The organism is Pseudomonas sp. Y24-6, from assembly GCF_020295325.1.
Taxonomy (GTDB): domain Bacteria; phylum Pseudomonadota; class Gammaproteobacteria; order Pseudomonadales; family Pseudomonadaceae; genus Aquipseudomonas; species Aquipseudomonas gregormendelii.
Window position 1 is genome coordinate 1 of the sequence record NZ_JACBXG010000022.1, and the last position, 15,685, is coordinate 15,685.

Consider the following 15,685-nt stretch of genomic DNA (forward strand, 5'->3'; position numbering starts at 1 on the left):
GGGAGCGGCTCTCCCGTCTTATTACTCCATGGGCATCCTAGAACTCATGCGACTTGGCATCGCGTTGCTCCACTCTTGGCAAAAAATCATTATGTTGTCTGTCCTGACCTTAGAGGCTTTGGCCAGTCATCAAAGCCTGAGGACACAGCCGATCATGCGGGCTCCTCAAAGCGCGCCAAGGCGCGTGACTGCATCGCTTTGATGCGCCATTTGGGTCATGAGCGATTCGCCGTGATTGGCCATGATCGAGGTAGTTACACCGCCTTTCGCACGGCGATGGATCATCCCGAAGCCGTCACACATCTCGGCATTTTGGATGGCGTCCCGATCCTTGAAGCTCTCGAGCGCTGTAACGCCCAGTTCGCGACAAAATGGTGGCATTGGTTCTTCTTCGGACAACTCGAAAAACCGGAGCAGGCAATCCTGGCTGACCCTGATCGATGGTACGGCGGCACCGCCGAGGCGATGGGTGCAGACGCCTACAGAGACTATCAAGCAGCCATCCATGACCCAGCGACCGTTCATGGCATGGTCGAAGATTATAGAGCAGGCCTTGGAATCGACCGTATTCACGATGAAGTCGACCGCCGCGAGAGCCGCAGGGTCGAGTGCCCGACAATGATTTTATGGTCGCTACGTGATGATCTTGAGCTTCTGTACGGCGATGTTTTAGGCGTGTGGGAACCATGGACAACACGACAACGTGGTCGTGGGCTCGACTGTGGGCATCACATGGCGGAGGAAGTGCCCGACGAGCTCGCGAGAGAAATAATCGAGTTCCTGCGTGAACAATGATCTCTCAGTACACTAATTCGTAATCGCTTCGGGCTACGTAGGGTCAAAGTCATTCGAGCTACATGTCTTAGGTTGATGACTCGGAAGCATTGAAGTTCTTCCTGAAGCCTCGGGCATTCATCCCCAAAAGTATGCATTCGAGCAGGATCAGCGCGTAAGCGTCGGCGTGAAGCCCCCAGATCACCCAAAGCGCATTACTGGTGATAAATCCCCAAAAGGCGATCATGCGCCTATACGCTCGTTGCGAACCGATGAACCACGCTGAGGCTACCGTCACTACCATGGCTGGCCATTGCAGGTAATCGATGTACTCCAACTTGCCACCTCCTTCCGACAGCACTTTCAAAGAGATACGCCGGCGCTAACCTGTGGATCAAGCGCAGGCAATCCCAGTGAGGCACCCAGATTGACCAGATACTCTCCAAACCCTCCACGACATTTGTAATCCTTGCGGGCGCTGGTGATGACCGGATTCGTTGCCGTCCAAACGATCTGAGCACCAACCCTCTTCAGGTCAGCAACCAAATGGACGTCTTCGTGTGCAGTGAGATGCTGGAACCCGCCAGCGTTCCGGTAAGCCTCGGCACTCAGTCCAAGATTGGCGCCGTGGATGTGCCGGTGATTCTCGATAAACTGGTAAAGCTCCATGTACTTTGAGCGAACCAAATCTCCATGGATATTCCAGCTATCCACCTCGACTGTTCCACAGACTGCATCAGCCTTGAACTCAATCTGACGAGCCAACCAATCATGTGGCACGACAGTGTCGGCATCGGTGAAGGCAAGCCACTCCGCGCCAGCGGCCAGAAGATGATCCGCACCGGTTGCTCTCGCCTTGCCAACGTTCTGGAAGGAAACCTCGATCCCGATAACACCGTGTGCTGAAACGATCTGCCCGGTCTGATCAGAGCAATCGTCTAAAACGACGACTACGGAGACCGGCTGGCCTGCCAATGCAGGATGTGCAGCGGCGAACAGGACAGATGTTAGACACGCAGCGATGTGGTGCTCTTCATTGTGGGCAGGTATGACAACACCGATCATTAACGTCACCTCCGACTACCTGAGTTACTGACTCCTGCAGTCGACCTACTTCCGCTCCATTAGGTTTAAAAAATCAGGTGCGTGCCTACTAAGACGACCGCTAGTCATTTGCGTCTATATCACTCTGAACTTACTTTCTTCGATCCTCCTCTCCCACTTACCATCCAGCTGAAGTAGGTAAGACGTCATGAGAGCACTCACCTATCACGGCGCGCACAGCGTCAAAGTCGACACGGTTCCCGATCCGGTTATTGAGGACAGTGATGACATCATTCTTCGGGTTACCGCGACGGCGATATGCGGATCTGACCTCCATCTCTATCGGGGAAAGATTCCAACTGTCGAGCATGGCGATATCTTCGGCCATGAATTCATGGGGATAGTTGAAGAGGCAGGCTCAGCTGTGACCGCCGTGCAACCCGGCGACCGCGTGGTAATTCCCTTTGTAATCGCCTGCGGCAGCTGTTTCTTCTGCGCAATGGATCTGTTCGCGGCCTGCGAAACAACAAATACAGGGCGCGGAGCGATCATAAATAAAAAGGCAATACCACCAGGAGCCGCGCTGTTCGGCTTCAGTCACATGTACGGAGGTGTGCCTGGCGGGCAAGCCGAATACGTGCGCGTACCTAAAGCCAACACCGGGCCGTTTAAAGTGCCGGGGACGCTGTCGGATGAAAAGGTTCTTTTCCTTTCAGACATCCTTCCAACTGCTTATCAGGCTGTAACGAACGCGGGGATTGGTAATGGCTCGAGCATCGCCATTTATGGTGCAGGCCCCGTTGGGTTGTTGAGCGCGGCCTGTGCAAGGATGCTCGGTGCCGACCAAATTTTCATGGTCGATCACCATCCATACCGCTTGGCATACGCGCAGAAAACATACGGTGTAATTCCGATCAACTTCGATGAAGACGACGATCCCGCAGATACGATCATTCGACAAACCAAAGGAATGCGCGGAGTTGATGGCGTCGTGGATGCGGTCGGGTTTGAAGCAAAAGGTAGTACGACTGAAACAGTTCTCGCGACACTCAAGCTTGAGGGCAGCAGCGGCAAGGCTCTACGTCAGTGCATCGCCGCCGTTCGACGCGGCGGCATCGTCAGTGTTCCTGGCGTTTATTCAGGGTTCATTCATGGCTTCCTGTTCGGAGACGCATTCGACAAGGGGCTGACCTTCAAAATGGGTCAAACCCATGTGCATCGTTTCCTACCTGAGCTCCTCGAACACATCGAGACTGGTCGTCTTTCACCGGAAGTCATCATCAGCCATCGCATGTCACTGGAACAGGCCGCTGAGGGATATAAAATCTTTGATAAAAAAGAAGAGGACTGCCGAAAAGTCATTTTGACACCCGGCGATAGCCACATCGACATTCCGGAGAGCAATAGCAGCGCAACACTGTTGACTACCTAAGTCTACCGGTAGTGAAAAGGACGAGATGGTTCGGTTTTTTACCGAAAGCTCTCGTCCTTTTTTCATTTGGGGGGCGATCCGAAAATGGTAACGGTTTTCCACCCTGGTCGGCCTCGCCTATTCAGTTCGTTCAGGTACTCAAGTCTAGATGTGATCTGTGTCATCAAACCAATCGGAAGAAGGATCACAAAATACCGAAATGCGAATAAACTCAGAGACTGACTCATCAGACGCCGGCCAGGAGCGCTCGGCTAAGGGATCTTTGATTGATCGTCCAGTGGGAAGGTTTCTTGCCTATCGAAGGATCGGTGATCGTCATCGAAGACGATCCGACCTTGCGAGCACTAATGGAAGAAATTGTGTCGGAAGTCGGAGGACGGGCAATCTCGTTTGAGACGGCAGATGATGCGTTAACCTATCTGCTTTAAACTCATGAACAGTGCCGTCTAGTGATCGCAGACCACGGCGTACCTGGCCAGATCCAGGGGATCGAGTTCATCGAGATGGTAAGTAGTAGATGGCCATCTATTGCAGCAATCCTGACTTCTGGATATTTGATAGATCCTGCAGCTGTTCCAGCCTCTAGCATCTATCTGCACAAGCCGTGGTCGCTTGATGATTTCGTGATCGCTATGGCGACTGTGTTGCAGCCCGGCATTGCGATTCACAAAGCCTGACTCATGGGATCGGAGATGCAAGGTAGGTCGGGCTCGACTTTGTAACTCCTCTCATCAGAAGCTTGGTGAGTGCTTCCTCTATCTCATCAGCAGCGCCGTTTTTATGCTCCGTGAGCGACCACTGCCAGTAACGATCTGCCATCAGGCCGCCAACCGCTTCTGCACATAGTGCATCACAGCTCACACCCATCTTTGTGGCTGCCGCGATGACGGCTAGAAGTGCTTGCTCAAGTTGCTGTGTTCTATCGGAGGACACGGGACGGGCTCCATGAAAATGAAGCCATAGTATGGCTGATACCAGTTTGACATCAAAGGCAGTTATGGACGGCTACCCTTGTGCATGGATTGCTCAACGCTCGTGGGCTCTGCGCTCGCTCGATTCGAACCTGGTTTTGCGTGCCGCCATCTCACTGCGTAGCTGGCCAATTAGACCGGCAATCGCCCTGCTAGACGTGAGCGCTGGCGTCGAAACACCCGTCACCAAAAGCTCCACATTGCCTGTTGAAGGATCAATAACCTTAATCATCAACGAGCCATCCGCATTTGTCGTGCATGTGCAGGACAATGGTAGAAAGCCACACTCAATCATATGTCGGAGCTCAAGGGCGGAGATCATGGTATTCGTCCTGAAAGCAGTTTCCATTAAGTATTGTTCATATGCGGAGGTAGTCAAAAATTCCACGACGGATTAATCGACAGGACATTTCACGATGATTTTGCTGAAACGTTGCACTTGCCGTCGGCCCGTCGCATATTTTTGGAGGCTTCGTGCGCCTCGAGCTTATCTTTCTCGTTACCACCGTTCAGACCACCCAATCAAAAGTCATCGAGTCCAATGGGAGAGAGAATTCTCACCGAAAAGCGCCCTTTTAATCGTACTGGAAACTCACCTGACGCATATCGGGTTCAACCGCAGCGCCAATCTGGAACCGTTTTGGCTGAGTTTCTTAAGGGACTGCCCGTAGCATACCAATCGCCAATAATCCATTGGTGAGCGAGGCACCCCGCCACTGCAATCACGGTACTGATCGTCACCATTCTTCTCGACGATATCAGGAGGATAGGTGGTAAGCATCCAGCGAACACACCGACCGCATTCGGTCATTGACGTACACATGACACTGCCCGCTATTACCACCAAGGCTTTTTACCAGGCGTATTGGAGGCGTAGCGTCCACGTATTTACGTCCGGATATCCAGTTCTTTCGGAAATCGTATCGGAATACGCGATCAGTCCGCCGAATTGAGGCGATAGCATGAAACCGACGCTGGCACCAAGCAGGCCGTTTTCCTGCTTGTTGTCCTGCCAGTCTCCATCGATCTTGGTCTCTCCGCCACGATTGTAGGTCGCGTCCAGGGATGCCCAGAGCGCACGGTTGAAGGCATCAAGCAAGGAACCATGACTCCATGGCGTTGAACTCATCTGTCGTGGGTGTCGTCTACCACACAAATGGAGCACAAAAATGATGCTTTAAAAACCTGGCGTCAGAGGACATATCCATGACTAAGCGCGCACGTTTGAATTACTTAAACGACACCCTTTTCGGCCCTATCGCCAAAACTATTGATTGCGACGTACTCATCACTCCCATCACGCCAGGTGCCTTCCAGGTGCAGGTGCTATCCCCAATACCTGATGATCTACACAAAGCTCACTCCTTGACCATGATTCTCTCTTCGGGAGAACGCTTGAACGGTACGGTGGCCCACGCCCGCACATTGGATAATGCTGATTTGGAGTTGCAGATCGATGTGTGAAATTCCATTGCCACATCAGGGTTTCGGAGGATCCTTGAATGAACAAACTGCGAGCTGAGACAGCTACCGTGCAAACCCTGATGTTTGAACGCAACCAATGGGTTACCAACAACCCGCGCCTGCCGGTACTCATTTACCCCAACGCGATTGCAATTCAGGGCGATGATCCGGCTGCGCTGTTCGAGCAAACCTTCATCGCCAATGGGTGGCCATCACAATGGCGATATGGGATTTACAGCTACCACCACTACCATACCGAAGGTCATGAAGTGCTTGGCATCGCCAGCGGTCGAGCTCGACTGATGCTGGGCGGCCCGGAGGGTCATGTACTTGAAGTCAGTGCAGGCGACGTATTGCTATTGCCTGCCGGCACCGGCCATTGCAATTTAGATTCAAGTGAAGATTTTCTGGTAGTCGGTGCCTATCCGCCGGGGCAACGTGCAGATATCTGCCGAGAGGCCCCCACCAATGCTCAACTGGCGAGCATCGACACGCTGCCGTTTCCCGACCAGGATCCGGTGCAAGGCTCGCAAGGCGCCGTACATCGGTATTGGGCTGGCCAAGGTTGAGATATTGCAGTCAATCACGAATGGCGCGAACCTTTCCGCTGAACACTCTGAAGCCGTAGGTGTTGTAGAGGAGCGTCACCGGGATCAGCATGGCGAACCCGACCAGCATAAAAATCTGACTGGTGGGACTTGAGGCTGCTTCTTGCAAGGTCAGGTTAGGCGGGACAATCAATGGAAAGAGCGCTGCGACCATCAATGCGAATGCCAAGATGAAAATTCCCAGTGCGGCGAATAGCGGCAGATATTGCCGGCGGCTTCGAAAGCTCAGGGCGAAACTGAACAGCAATGCAGTAAGCAGCATTGCCGCCGGCAACCAAATAAGTCGATTGGAAAGCCGTTGCGCATATTGAGCATCCAGCGTCGCTGTCCAGGCCACCAGCACGGCCAAAAGCATTATGGTCACGATGGCCAACGCCCTTGCCTGTCGACCTGACCTACATTGCAGATCGTCGACAGTACGCCAATACAGCCAGCAGGCGCCCAACCACATATAACCCACTACGAGCACAGCACCGCAATACAGCGGAAATAGGCCCAACCACTCCCAGCCGTTCCCGCTGTACTGCCCATCCTGATTCGGCACCCCTTGTACAAGCGTTCCCAACACAATCCCCTGAGTTGCCCCGGCCAGCAGTGAACCTATCAGCAGCAAGCCATCGACCCTGCGCTTCATACGATAGCTTTTCGAGTAATCGCGAAACTCCAGCGCGACCGCGCGGAGAATTAATGCCAGGAACATCGCGATAAACGGCAAATAAAGCGCCGGCAGCAGGACAGCGTAAGCCAGCGGAAACAACGCGAGCAGACCGCCGCCACCGAGCACTAGCCACGTTTCGTTAGCGTCCCAAATCGGAAGGATAGTCACAGCCATGGCACGTCGGTGCTTACTACAACGAGTTAGGCCAAGCAGTACGCCAACACCTAGGTCAGTGCCGTCCAACAGCACGTAGTTCAATACCGAAAACCCCAGCGCCGCAGCGGACAGTAGTGTTATCCAGTCATTGTCCATCATCGATGTTTGCCCACAGGATTACCCGTCTCGTCGGCCAAAGAGGGTTGAGGCCCTGGCTCGTCTTCGTGAGGTGGTTCCCGCAAAAGTCGCAGCAGTACCCAGAAACCCACGCCGAAGATCACCAGATAAAACGCCAAAATTGTCCAAGTTGCTCCTACCACCTGCTGACGAGACACCGAAGACAGACTGTCAGCAGTTCGCATCAATCCATAGACAGTAAAGGGCTGACGGCCAACCTCTGTCACAACCCAACCACTTAGCATTGCCAGAAATCCAGCAGGCGCCATCAGCACACTCCCTCGGAGCATCCAACGCGCAGAGTACAAGCGATGCCGCCAGCGTAATACCAGACTGATTAACCCCTGCCCCAGCATGAACAGCCCCAATCCGACCATGACACGGAAAGCGAAGAACACGGGTGGCACAGGTGGTATGTCCTCAGGCGGGAATTCATCAAGCGCTTTAATAGTGCCGCTCAGGTCATGTCGCAAGTACAAAGACGCTACGCGCGGAATCGCTACTTCCCAATGGTTGCGTCGCTCAGCCATATCTGGAATGGCGAATAAACGTAATGGTTCCCCCTCTCCTTCCGCTGGTCGTGTCCAGGAACCTTCGATGGCGGCAACCTTTTGCGGCTGAACTTTAAGGCTGTGCTCACCATGCAGATCGCCCACCAGTAGTTGCACAGGCGTCAGCAACGCAACCACCCACAACGCCATGGAGTAGGCAAGCCGGGCTCGCGGGTTCTGTGGCACACGCAACAACTGCCAAGCGCTAACACCGGCTACCAGCGAGGCGCTGCCTATAATCGCGGCCAATGTCATATGCACAAGCCGGTAAGGAAACGAACGATTGAAGATGATCGCCCACCAGTTTTCGGCAATAAAACGTCCATCGACTCCAATTGAATAGCCGGCGGGTGTTTGCATCCAGGAGTTGGCTGACAGGATCCAAAAGGCGCTGATCAAAGATCCAATTGCGACGGCGCAGGTGGCGAAGAAATGCAGCCTAGGGCCCACCCTCTTCAACCCGAACAACATGATGCCGAGAAAACCCGCTTCCAGGAAAAATGCCGCCAGTACCTCGTAGAACATCAACGGCCCTAGAATGTCTCCCGCCTGGGTCGAGAGGCGTGACCAATTCAATCCGAATTGGTACTCCAAAATCAGACCCGACGCTGTGCCTACCGCAACGTTGAGCGCAAACACCTTTAGCCAGTAAAGGTAGACATCCAAGTAGATCCTTCGCCTGCGCCACAGCCACAGTGCCTCCAGCACCATGAGAAAATTGGCCAAGCCAATGGTGAAGGCTGCCAGCACGATATGAAAGCTTATGGCAATCGCGAACTGGGCACGCGCTGCCATAAGCGCCGAATCAATCGCATCCATACAGCCCTCTAATGATTGGCCTGCATTTACGGAAATTTTCGTAACGCAAGCTCGTAGCTTAGCTGCGCGAAGAGCCAAATGGATGCGTGGATACAGGCGTAGCACTTGTCCGAAAATATTGCCCGTTGGCTCTTCCTGACTAATTGGCGGTCAAAAAAAGTAGGGAAAATCGTTCTCACGCCGACTCTCGCTTCCTGGAACGTAAATTTACTTCATTTTTTTTCTTGCCGATTTTGTTGAAAAACTTATCGTTTCCATCGCACACATGACTCTCGACGGAAGTTCGCTTGAGCGCTGTTTCAAGCTGCTCTCGAGCAAGAAACCAATAAAAAAGGTCAGCGTCCTCAGGGCAAGCATCCTTTACCCAGAGTGCATACGCCCTTTCGCGAATTACCGATTCATCAATCATCGTTTTCTCCTGCTTGGCTATCCTGGAGCTAGTTAGGAAAATTCGGCATCATGGATCAGCGCATCAAGCTCGCCAGAACTGGATCGAGCTTGAATTGATCATGATTTTCTATCGAGGCTGGTCGACGAAATCTCGCCTTTGTCGACCAGCACGTTTGCTGATACCGCTTATTTAGAATCCATGGTCGCTGCTTGATTACCACCTTGCTCCGCAATCTTGGTCAGTTTCTCGTCCGCACCTTTTTCTTCAACAAGCGTTGCTGCTAATAAGGCTGCCGCGTCGTCGAGCTTTAGATGCTTGGCCATAGCTATCAGGGTGCCGTAGGCAGCAATTTCGTAGTGCTCCACCTTTTGCGCCGCACCAATCAATGCTGCGTCGAGGACAGCTCCCTTATCGATCTCTTCCAGCAGCTCTTTCGATTCTTCGACAAGTCCCTCCATGGCCACGCACTTCATGCGCTTCAGTTTGATACCGGTCAGCTCGACCAGTTGATCAATGCGCTCAATCTGCCCATGCGTCTCCTCTAGGTGCGCCGTAAACGCTTCTGCCAACAGTGGATTGGTCGCTGCTTTTGCCAAGCGCGGTAACGCTTTGGTGATTTGTTTTTCCGCACTGTAAACATCAGAGAGTTCATGGATAAACAAGTCTTCGACAGTTTTTCTAGCCATTTCTAAACTTCCTTCTGGTCAGTATTGGCGTCGCCTGGTGAGCGTCCGCATGGGATCGACATGCATGCAAAATTTGCCGTACATGAAGAATGACCAGCCTGATTTAAAAGGTGTTCCGAAAATTTTCAGGGTGACGGATAAAAGGCTCATCGCTAACCCAAAGCGGTATCCAGGAACATCATCACCCCAAAACCGAGCATCAGACCTAAAGTCGCCGGCGTCTCATGACCGTTGCGATGAGTCTCCGGAATGACCTCATGAGATACCACGAAAATCATGGCTCCTGCTGCCAAGCCGAGCGCAATGGGATAGCCCAATGCAAAGCTGCTGGAAATGCCCAATCCAACAACGGCGCCAATGGGTTCCATCAATCCTGAACCCACCGCGATAAGCGCTGCACGAAGCGCTGAGATGCCTGTCACACGTAACGCCAGTGCGACAGCCAAACCTTCGGGAATATCTTGAATAGCGATAGCTGTAGTTAGCGGGAGCCCGACCTTCATGTCGCCGTTTGCGAAGCTCACACCAATGGCCATGCCTTCCGGCAAGTTATGCAGTGTGATTGCCAGGACGAATAACCAAACACGATTGATGCGCTGCGCGTCCGGCCCCCTGCGTCCGCTTTTCTCATGTTCGTGTGGGACAAAACGATCAAGGCCAACCATCAGCGCTACGCCCAATCCCAATCCCGCCACAACTACACATGCTGCGAGGAACTGGTTTCCGCAAAGAGCTTGAGCTGCTTCGATCCCTGGGAGAATGAGCGAGAAGGAACTGGCGGCCAGCATCATGCCGGCGGCGAAGCCCAGCATGGTGTCTTGAGTACGGGCGGCGATGTCTCGTAACGCAATCGCTACGACAGCTCCCATGGCCGTCGCAGCGAAACCTGACATGCCACCGAGAAAAGCGAAGTGCAGATTTTGTTTGTTGGCGCCGACAAAGGCGCCATACCCGCATATGAGTAAGAACAATGTTACGCAAATCAAAATTGACCAGAAGGCGCGCCCGCCCCACCCAGTTCCTGAGAACCGGGCGAACCAGGAGCGAGGCGGTGCGCCTGATGAGGTCAACGGATCGGGCACGGATACCTCCTATTTTTTTGAATCGTACTTTTCAGTAGATACGGAAAGCGACCGTAGGAACTGCCTGGATACGCGTTGCGCTTCACGTTCAAAAGCGACGCAGGTGGCAAAGAGCATCTCAGGGCCAGTTAAATTCCGACGCGCTGATTTTTTGTTAACCATGATGTGATTCCCCTCGAATAAGATGGAAGACCGCACGCCAGAGGGCGTGCGGCTGCTCTTCAAGGTTGAGGTTCGCCTTGTACCCCCGCCCCTAAGTCCGCCCCTGTGATCGGATTGCTGTCTGGGTCGGACATCGTCCTTGCTTTCATATCCATGAGCAGCGCCTCGTCCTCAGCGCTCAATTGCACAGAGGCGGTGCCGTCCCCACCATCCACTGCGGGCGCAGGATCTTCCACGAAGTCCCAATCGTCCCCTTCGTTCCAAGGGCCGCGAGTGCTGCCTTCGCCCTGTGACATGTTGAAGTAGACGTTGGTGAACTCCGGCATGCCCGGCAGTTTGCCCTGAGGGAAATTTGGCTGGATGGCGTGCAGTGCTTTTTCGAAAGATAACTGGTGGGCGATTTCACGTGTCATCAGAAATCCCAGTGCCTCTTTCACTCCGGGATCGTCGGTGACATTCATCAAACGCTCGTAAACAATCTTCGCTCTCGCCTCGGCGGCGATATTCGAGCGCATGTCTGCTGTGGGTTCGCCGATGGTATCGACGTATGCCGCCGACCAAGGTACGCCTGCCGAGTTAGTCAAAGGAGCACCTGCGCCATACAACAGACTCGTGATGTGAGAGTCGTTACCGGCTCCGTTGATGGCGCGGTATAGCTCGCCTTCTTCCTCGACACCTTCGGCCATTCGTCCCTTGGCGCCCTTGTTCAACATCACGATGATCGAGCCGACGATCTCAAGGTGACTGAGCTCCTCGGTAGCGATATCCATCAAGAGATCCTTCCTGCCCGGATCATCTTCTGCCAATGCCTGCGTGAAGTAGCGTGACGCCGCCGCGAGCTCCCCTTGAGCTCCGCCGAATTGCTCCAGTAGAAGATTGGCCAACCCAGGATTGGGCTGAGCAACACGCACGGTGTATTGAAGTCGTTTGTTATGTAGGAACATGACATTCTCCTCAGGCGAATAAGGGCTGCGGTCACTCGGTGATAGACCGAATGCCAGCCCACAAACATCTGAAGCAAGTGCGCCAGGGTTAATTTCAAAAACCTTCAGCGCGAACGACAAACGGATAGTGACTAACCTTTGCTGTGTTCTGGCGACGAGGGGCCTTCTTTGATCCCGCGAGGCCCCGCAACACCCCAAACGATCAAACCTAAGACTGGGAAGATAATGAGGCCAAGCGCCCACGCGGCTTTTATCCCTACCGTTTTGTCGCTTCGAAACACGCTAACAATCGCCCAAAGATCGACGAGCAGAATGATCACGGCGACAGCAATCGCGAAATAGCTGGTAGCTTCAGACATGATGTAACCCTCCTCAGATAGTTAACTCTTAGGCTGCATACCAATCAGGGTGTTCCAAGCAAATCTCGGGACGCATGTAAGCGTCAGAAATTAATCCTCTCGGGCAATGATGGAAATCTTGCCGTTGCGCTCAATGATCGCGAACTTGATCTCTTCCAGCTTCTCTATCCCCTGACTGGATCGCGCAGCTTCCATGACGTCAGCTTCAACCAATCGAGCATGACGCAATCGTTGATGAAGGAGCTTTCCGTTTTCGACAATGACGGTGGGCTCACCATCGATCAGTCGTGAAATCCATCCCGAGCGCTGTTTGAGCAAGGACAATCCGACGTCGATAGCGATCAACGTGACGATGACTATCATCGAATTGGTCAGCGAGAAATCATCACCTAGCAGCGCCTGCTGCGTAGCTTCGCCAATCATCATCAATAGGACGAAATCGAACGTCGTCAGTTCCGCCAAGGAGCGCCGCCCAGCGATCTTGAAGAGCACCATGAGAGCCACATACATCGCACCTGCACGCAAAACCGAATCCATAAATCACCTAAGGGAAAATGAACTGCACAAGCTTTAAGCTGTTGGTGCCCGGTGACGAGATTTGACTGCGGTAGAAGCCAAGGCCATCCCCTCGCAGAGTGATGTACAGCGTCGCTTGACCATCAAGGTCAGTCTGTAGCCAAAGCCTGATGCCCTGTGAAGAACTTCTTGAGCGCAGAGGTTCGGGTTGAAGAGTTTCAATACTGAAGCCTTCTAATAACTGACCTGCGAGCTCCAGCTCTACCTGAGAATCTGACGTTGAACTCAAAGTGATTTTCATCGAGTTAGTCGAGCCATTGCGATGAAACATTTCATATTCCACTCTGACTTTACCGTCCTCACTGCGGACATCTCTTGAACTGAGTAAGCCTCTGGAAAAGACGCCCACTAACCCCATCAACACGACTAAAACCAATACGTACCAGCCAACGCGCTCGAAACGCCAGACCTTCAATTGATAGGCCATGTCCTCGCGAATCGGATGTTCGCGGCTTCTCATATCTGCGTTATCGGAGTCTTCGTTCATCAGGCTTAGGCCTTCTCGCCAGCGCGCGCACGGCGATGAAAATGCGGTAGCCACTGCAACGCATATTCCGTCGCCTGTGCCTGAACCTGACAACGTCCTCCGAAGAACCGGTGTTCATGACTGAAGACGTAGCATTCATTATTTGCCTGAAATGCCCAAGCGAAACAAATCGTACCTGCAGGGATGCCATCGACATCGTCCGGCCCGAGAATTCCGGTAGTCGCGATTGCGGCATTCGCGGTGCTATCTCGCAAGGCCCCCCTAGCCATTTCTCTCGCCACCTCGACGCTCGTCAGGTTGAAGGTTTCGATAGTCTGCGGGCTGACATGGAGTAGGCGCTCTTTAGCCTGGGGCGAGTAAACGACATAACCACATTCAATAAATTCGCCGCTACCCTCTATCTCGGATAACCGCGTGATGATCTTGCCCGCCGTACACGACTCCGCTGTGGTTATCACCAATGCGTTGTTACGCAGGTACTGGACTGTGTCACTGGCGATGGACATAACTTGAATAACCTCAGTGGTAATCGTCTCCGGCGACTGCTCGGAGGTACGCCACGTCCGCTTCTCTTCGCAAGTCGCGCCACTCATCCCAGCTGAGTATACCGAGGCGATCCATTTCATCCGACTGTCGCAGCAGTTCGTCGTGATAGGCGTCTGGGCTATCCATTCGCAATTCACGGTTTTCCAGTGCACGTTGCCAAGCTGCCAAGGCGAGCAATTTGATTTCTTGCGTGAATGTCAGTTGGTTCTTGAAAGCGTTCATTCTGCTTCCCCCGACCATTTTCCAATTGAGCGACCGAATTCGAGTTAGGTTCAAAATGTCTGACGAAAATCAGATACCGGAACGAAAAAGTAGGAGGAGGCGCCTAACCCCGCGAGAATGAACTGCGCTCGTAGACCTAGTGGCGGGTGGCCTGTCAGATCCAGTCTGCTCACTTGTTTTCGTCAAGGTATCGCGTATAAAGAATTGTATGGTTTTTCACCTTGTCGACCCTTTGAGCTAAAACGGGCTTACAGAGGGGGAAGAACTGGCAGCAAACTTCTCAGGGTTTCACCTAGATGAAGCTGATTCCTGTGATAGAGAAGTCCGACGAAAGGTCAAAATGTAATAAAGTATTTCAGGCGCATAGGTTGTCTATTTCATGAATACAACGAGAGATCGCAATCATGAAATTCGCACGTTTCTGCCAAGCGCTTTCCAACTGGGCAGGCAGCTCGAAAACCTTCTTACTGGCCATCGTTCTAATCGGAGTTTGGGCGCTCACGGGCCCATACTTTCACTACAACGATACATGGCAGCTGATCATCAATACGTCAACGACCATCATCACCTTCCTGATGGTTTTTCTTATTCAGAACACGCAAAACCGTGACAACGACATTTTGCATCTCAAAATCGACGAATTGATTCGAGCCACTAAAGACGCACAAAACGCGACGTTGTGCTTGGAGAAGATGGGCTCAAAAGACCTTCGAGAGCTCCGGGATCAGTACAGCTCTCTCGGTGAAAATGATCAGGTCAATCTCGACACAGCCGGCACGAACGAGTTGCTTTCCGTTCAACCATCTCGTCAAGGCAAAACGTCTGAATCCGACCTAGGAGGCGTGCAAAGGTGAAATTCTCCTCCGTTCGCTGCTGATGTCATTGACGTCTTCTGCCTGTGAAAGTCTTTTGTGTGTACCTTGTTGGTCGCGGCGCAATTAGCTCATCTCTGAATGACCGGCGCGATACATCATTCAGCACGTAAGCCCCAGTCAAAAGTTCCACCATCTTATAATCCTCGGGGAGGTGGGCGTTGTGCGATTTGCGCCCGCCATGAGCTTAAATGCCTTGGCCGAGACCTTCCACTGCTCGCCGATAGTTTGCGGTGGCCTTCTCAATCATCCGTCGACGGTCTTCCCGGGTGATAAATCCTTCCTCGCAATACTCCTCAGCGAGGCGAAGTAGCTCGTCGTACTGTTCCGGAGCGCTCATTCGAATCTCAGGGTGTTCCAGGAGCTGATGCCATGTCGTCAACGCGTGCGCTTTTCTGTCTTCATACATGATGAAAATCTCCACAGTGTCAGCAGTAGAGACAAAAGCATTTAGCGCAGCTCAGGCCTGTCGATGAATGGCGGTTCGCCAGTGCTTTCACCGGCATGTTCCTCCCAACTGATCTAGCATCGCGGTTCAAGGGTTGTCGTACAAATAGCTTTGGAATGGGTTCTTCAGCGGGTCGACCTGACTCGATGACCTCGTCCGGTCTGACTTCCCGCTTTCATACGTGCGCACCAGCAAAGTATGTGAAAATGTCTTCGATACCCTCCCTATCGGCTATTATTAAACATCTCCTTTCGAA

Annotated in this window: 22 protein-coding genes and 1 pseudogene; 6 read left to right on the plus strand and 17 right to left on the minus strand. The window is 52.9% G+C overall.

Translation table 11 applies throughout. From position 1 onward, the window contains the following. On the plus strand, positions 1-795 hold a 795-nt coding region (locus HYI44_RS27655), incomplete at its 5' end, for an alpha/beta fold hydrolase (RefSeq protein ID WP_225571040.1). Positions 796-862: 67 nt separating this feature from the next. Here HYI44_RS27655 and HYI44_RS27660 read toward each other — a convergent pair. Together HYI44_RS27660 and HYI44_RS27665 are read right to left on the minus strand one after the other, a co-directional pair. Next, positions 863-1,078: a hypothetical protein gene (locus HYI44_RS27660; protein WP_412548519.1), complete on the minus strand. Its 216-nt coding sequence runs from the start codon at positions 1,076-1,078 to the stop codon at positions 863-865. 59 nt (positions 1,079-1,137) lie between these two features. Next, on the minus strand, positions 1,138-1,839 hold the full coding sequence (locus tag HYI44_RS27665; RefSeq protein WP_225571041.1) for a glycosyltransferase: 702 nt from the start codon (positions 1,837-1,839) through the stop codon (positions 1,138-1,140). A 187-nt stretch (positions 1,840-2,026) separates the two neighbouring features. On the opposite strand from HYI44_RS27665, the gene HYI44_RS27670 reads away from it, so the two are divergent. Both HYI44_RS27670 and HYI44_RS29470 read left to right on the plus strand, forming a co-directional pair. Then, on the plus strand, positions 2,027-3,250 hold the full coding sequence (locus HYI44_RS27670; protein WP_225571042.1) for a zinc-dependent alcohol dehydrogenase: 1,224 nt from the start codon (positions 2,027-2,029) through the stop codon (positions 3,248-3,250). 266 nt (positions 3,251-3,516) lie between these two features. Beyond that, the gene (locus tag HYI44_RS29470) at positions 3,517-3,678 is read left to right on the plus strand and encodes a hypothetical protein (protein WP_318653952.1); all 162 of its coding nucleotides are present in this window, start codon (positions 3,517-3,519) and stop codon (positions 3,676-3,678) included. Positions 3,679-3,928: 250 nt separating this feature from the next. On the opposite strand, the gene HYI44_RS27680 is transcribed toward HYI44_RS29470, so the two are convergent. The 3 genes and pseudogenes from HYI44_RS27680 to HYI44_RS27690 form a co-directional block, all read right to left on the minus strand. Beyond that, positions 3,929-4,183, minus strand: a complete 255-nt coding sequence (locus HYI44_RS27680; RefSeq protein WP_225571043.1) for a hypothetical protein — start codon at positions 4,181-4,183, stop codon at positions 3,929-3,931. A gap of 93 nt (positions 4,184-4,276) precedes the next feature. Beyond that, positions 4,277-4,570 carry a DUF1652 domain-containing protein gene (locus HYI44_RS27685; RefSeq protein WP_412548518.1) on the minus strand — a complete coding sequence of 98 codons (294 nt, stop codon included), beginning with the start codon at positions 4,568-4,570 and terminating at the stop codon, positions 4,277-4,279. Positions 4,571-5,074: 504 nt separating this feature from the next. Beyond that, positions 5,075-5,305, minus strand: a pseudogene (locus HYI44_RS27690) (transporter); the annotation flags it as partial. A 122-nt stretch (positions 5,306-5,427) separates the two neighbouring features. Here HYI44_RS27690 and HYI44_RS27695 point away from each other — a divergent pair. Beyond that, on the plus strand, positions 5,428-5,685 hold the full coding sequence (locus tag HYI44_RS27695; RefSeq protein ID WP_225571045.1) for a hypothetical protein: 258 nt from the start codon (positions 5,428-5,430) through the stop codon (positions 5,683-5,685). 38 nt (positions 5,686-5,723) lie between these two features. Then, a complete protein-coding gene (locus HYI44_RS27700; protein ID WP_225571046.1) occupies positions 5,724-6,254 on the plus strand; it encodes a cupin in 531 nt (176 codons plus the stop codon). A 10-nt stretch (positions 6,255-6,264) separates the two neighbouring features. On the opposite strand, the gene cydB is transcribed toward HYI44_RS27700, so the two are convergent. From cydB to HYI44_RS27755, 11 genes are all read right to left on the minus strand, one after another. Beyond that, positions 6,265-7,266, minus strand: coding sequence for a cytochrome d ubiquinol oxidase subunit II (cydB, locus tag HYI44_RS27705; protein ID WP_225571047.1), 1,002 nt, complete (start codon positions 7,264-7,266; stop codon positions 6,265-6,267). Next, entirely contained in the window at positions 7,263-8,654 is a 1,392-nt protein-coding gene (locus HYI44_RS27710) for a cytochrome ubiquinol oxidase subunit I (RefSeq protein WP_225571048.1), read from the minus strand. Before HYI44_RS27710 ends, cydB begins: the two co-directional genes overlap by 4 nt. Before the next feature lie 175 nt (positions 8,655-8,829). Continuing rightward, the gene (locus HYI44_RS27715) at positions 8,830-9,063 is read right to left on the minus strand and encodes a DUF2934 domain-containing protein (RefSeq protein WP_225571049.1); all 234 of its coding nucleotides are present in this window, start codon (positions 9,061-9,063) and stop codon (positions 8,830-8,832) included. A 167-nt stretch (positions 9,064-9,230) separates the two neighbouring features. After that, positions 9,231-9,731, minus strand: coding sequence for a ferritin-like domain-containing protein (locus HYI44_RS27720; protein WP_225571050.1), 501 nt, complete (start codon positions 9,729-9,731; stop codon positions 9,231-9,233). Between the two features lie 152 nt (positions 9,732-9,883). Then, positions 9,884-10,717, minus strand: coding sequence for a ZIP family metal transporter (locus HYI44_RS27725; RefSeq protein WP_412548520.1), 834 nt, complete (start codon positions 10,715-10,717; stop codon positions 9,884-9,886). A gap of 317 nt (positions 10,718-11,034) precedes the next feature. Further along, positions 11,035-11,919 (minus strand): manganese catalase family protein, encoded by an 885-nt coding sequence (locus HYI44_RS27730; RefSeq protein WP_116030808.1) that lies wholly within the window; start codon positions 11,917-11,919, stop codon positions 11,035-11,037. Between the two features lie 131 nt (positions 11,920-12,050). Further along, on the minus strand, positions 12,051-12,278 hold the full coding sequence (locus tag HYI44_RS27735) for a PLD nuclease N-terminal domain-containing protein (RefSeq protein ID WP_225571051.1): 228 nt from the start codon (positions 12,276-12,278) through the stop codon (positions 12,051-12,053). A gap of 90 nt (positions 12,279-12,368) precedes the next feature. After that, complete coding sequence (locus tag HYI44_RS27740) at positions 12,369-12,815, minus strand: DUF421 domain-containing protein (protein ID WP_225571052.1); 447 nt, start codon at positions 12,813-12,815, stop codon at positions 12,369-12,371. A gap of 7 nt (positions 12,816-12,822) precedes the next feature. After that, complete coding sequence (locus HYI44_RS27745) at positions 12,823-13,341, minus strand: hypothetical protein (protein WP_225571053.1); 519 nt, start codon at positions 13,339-13,341, stop codon at positions 12,823-12,825. 5 nt (positions 13,342-13,346) lie between these two features. Continuing rightward, on the minus strand, positions 13,347-13,847 hold the full coding sequence (locus HYI44_RS27750; protein ID WP_225571054.1) for a CinA family protein: 501 nt from the start codon (positions 13,845-13,847) through the stop codon (positions 13,347-13,349). A 13-nt stretch (positions 13,848-13,860) separates the two neighbouring features. After that, positions 13,861-14,109: a hypothetical protein gene (locus HYI44_RS27755; RefSeq protein WP_225571055.1), complete on the minus strand. Its 249-nt coding sequence runs from the start codon at positions 14,107-14,109 to the stop codon at positions 13,861-13,863. 404 nt (positions 14,110-14,513) lie between these two features. Here HYI44_RS27755 and HYI44_RS27760 point away from each other — a divergent pair, with 404 nt between their 5' ends. Further along, a complete protein-coding gene (locus tag HYI44_RS27760) occupies positions 14,514-14,963 on the plus strand; it encodes a low affinity iron permease family protein (RefSeq protein ID WP_225571056.1) in 450 nt (149 codons plus the stop codon). A gap of 205 nt (positions 14,964-15,168) precedes the next feature. Here HYI44_RS27760 and HYI44_RS27765 read toward each other — a convergent pair whose 3' ends face one another. Next, a complete protein-coding gene (locus tag HYI44_RS27765) occupies positions 15,169-15,390 on the minus strand; it encodes a hypothetical protein (protein WP_225571057.1) in 222 nt (73 codons plus the stop codon). Between the last annotated feature and the right edge of the window lie 295 nt (positions 15,391-15,685).

Bases quoted from the DNA above. Each gene is read 5' to 3' on its own strand.
- HYI44_RS27665 (WP_225571041.1), bottom strand. From the start codon at position 1,839: ATGATCGGTGTTGTCATACCTGCCCACAATGAAGAGCACCACATCGCT.
- HYI44_RS27730 (WP_116030808.1), bottom strand. From the start codon at position 11,919: ATGTTCCTACATAACAAACGACTTCAATACACCGTGCGTGTTGCTCAG.
- HYI44_RS27670 (WP_225571042.1), top strand. From the start codon at position 2,027: ATGAGAGCACTCACCTATCACGGCGCGCACAGCGTCAAAGTCGACACG.
- HYI44_RS27715 (WP_225571049.1), bottom strand. From the start codon at position 9,063: ATGATTGATGAATCGGTAATTCGCGAAAGGGCGTATGCACTCTGGGTA.
- HYI44_RS27745 (WP_225571053.1), bottom strand. From the start codon at position 13,341: ATGAACGAAGACTCCGATAACGCAGATATGAGAAGCCGCGAACATCCG.
- HYI44_RS27660 (WP_412548519.1), bottom strand. From the start codon at position 1,078: ATGGTAGTGACGGTAGCCTCAGCGTGGTTCATCGGTTCGCAACGAGCG.
- HYI44_RS27750 (WP_225571054.1), bottom strand. From the start codon at position 13,847: ATGTCCATCGCCAGTGACACAGTCCAGTACCTGCGTAACAACGCATTG.
- HYI44_RS27695 (WP_225571045.1), top strand. From the start codon at position 5,428: ATGACTAAGCGCGCACGTTTGAATTACTTAAACGACACCCTTTTCGGC.
- HYI44_RS27720 (WP_225571050.1), bottom strand. From the start codon at position 9,731: ATGGCTAGAAAAACTGTCGAAGACTTGTTTATCCATGAACTCTCTGAT.
- HYI44_RS27760 (WP_225571056.1), top strand. From the start codon at position 14,514: ATGAAATTCGCACGTTTCTGCCAAGCGCTTTCCAACTGGGCAGGCAGC.
- HYI44_RS27735 (WP_225571051.1), bottom strand. From the start codon at position 12,278: ATGTCTGAAGCTACCAGCTATTTCGCGATTGCTGTCGCCGTGATCATT.
- cydB (WP_225571047.1), bottom strand. From the start codon at position 7,266: ATGATGGACAATGACTGGATAACACTACTGTCCGCTGCGGCGCTGGGG.
- HYI44_RS27710 (WP_225571048.1), bottom strand. From the start codon at position 8,654: ATGGATGCGATTGATTCGGCGCTTATGGCAGCGCGTGCCCAGTTCGCG.
- HYI44_RS27685 (WP_412548518.1), bottom strand. From the start codon at position 4,570: ATGGAAACTGCTTTCAGGACGAATACCATGATCTCCGCCCTTGAGCTC.
- HYI44_RS27700 (WP_225571046.1), top strand. From the start codon at position 5,724: ATGAACAAACTGCGAGCTGAGACAGCTACCGTGCAAACCCTGATGTTT.
- HYI44_RS27765 (WP_225571057.1), bottom strand. From the start codon at position 15,390: ATGTATGAAGACAGAAAAGCGCACGCGTTGACGACATGGCATCAGCTC.
- HYI44_RS27755 (WP_225571055.1), bottom strand. From the start codon at position 14,109: ATGAACGCTTTCAAGAACCAACTGACATTCACGCAAGAAATCAAATTG.
- HYI44_RS27740 (WP_225571052.1), bottom strand. From the start codon at position 12,815: ATGGATTCGGTTTTGCGTGCAGGTGCGATGTATGTGGCTCTCATGGTG.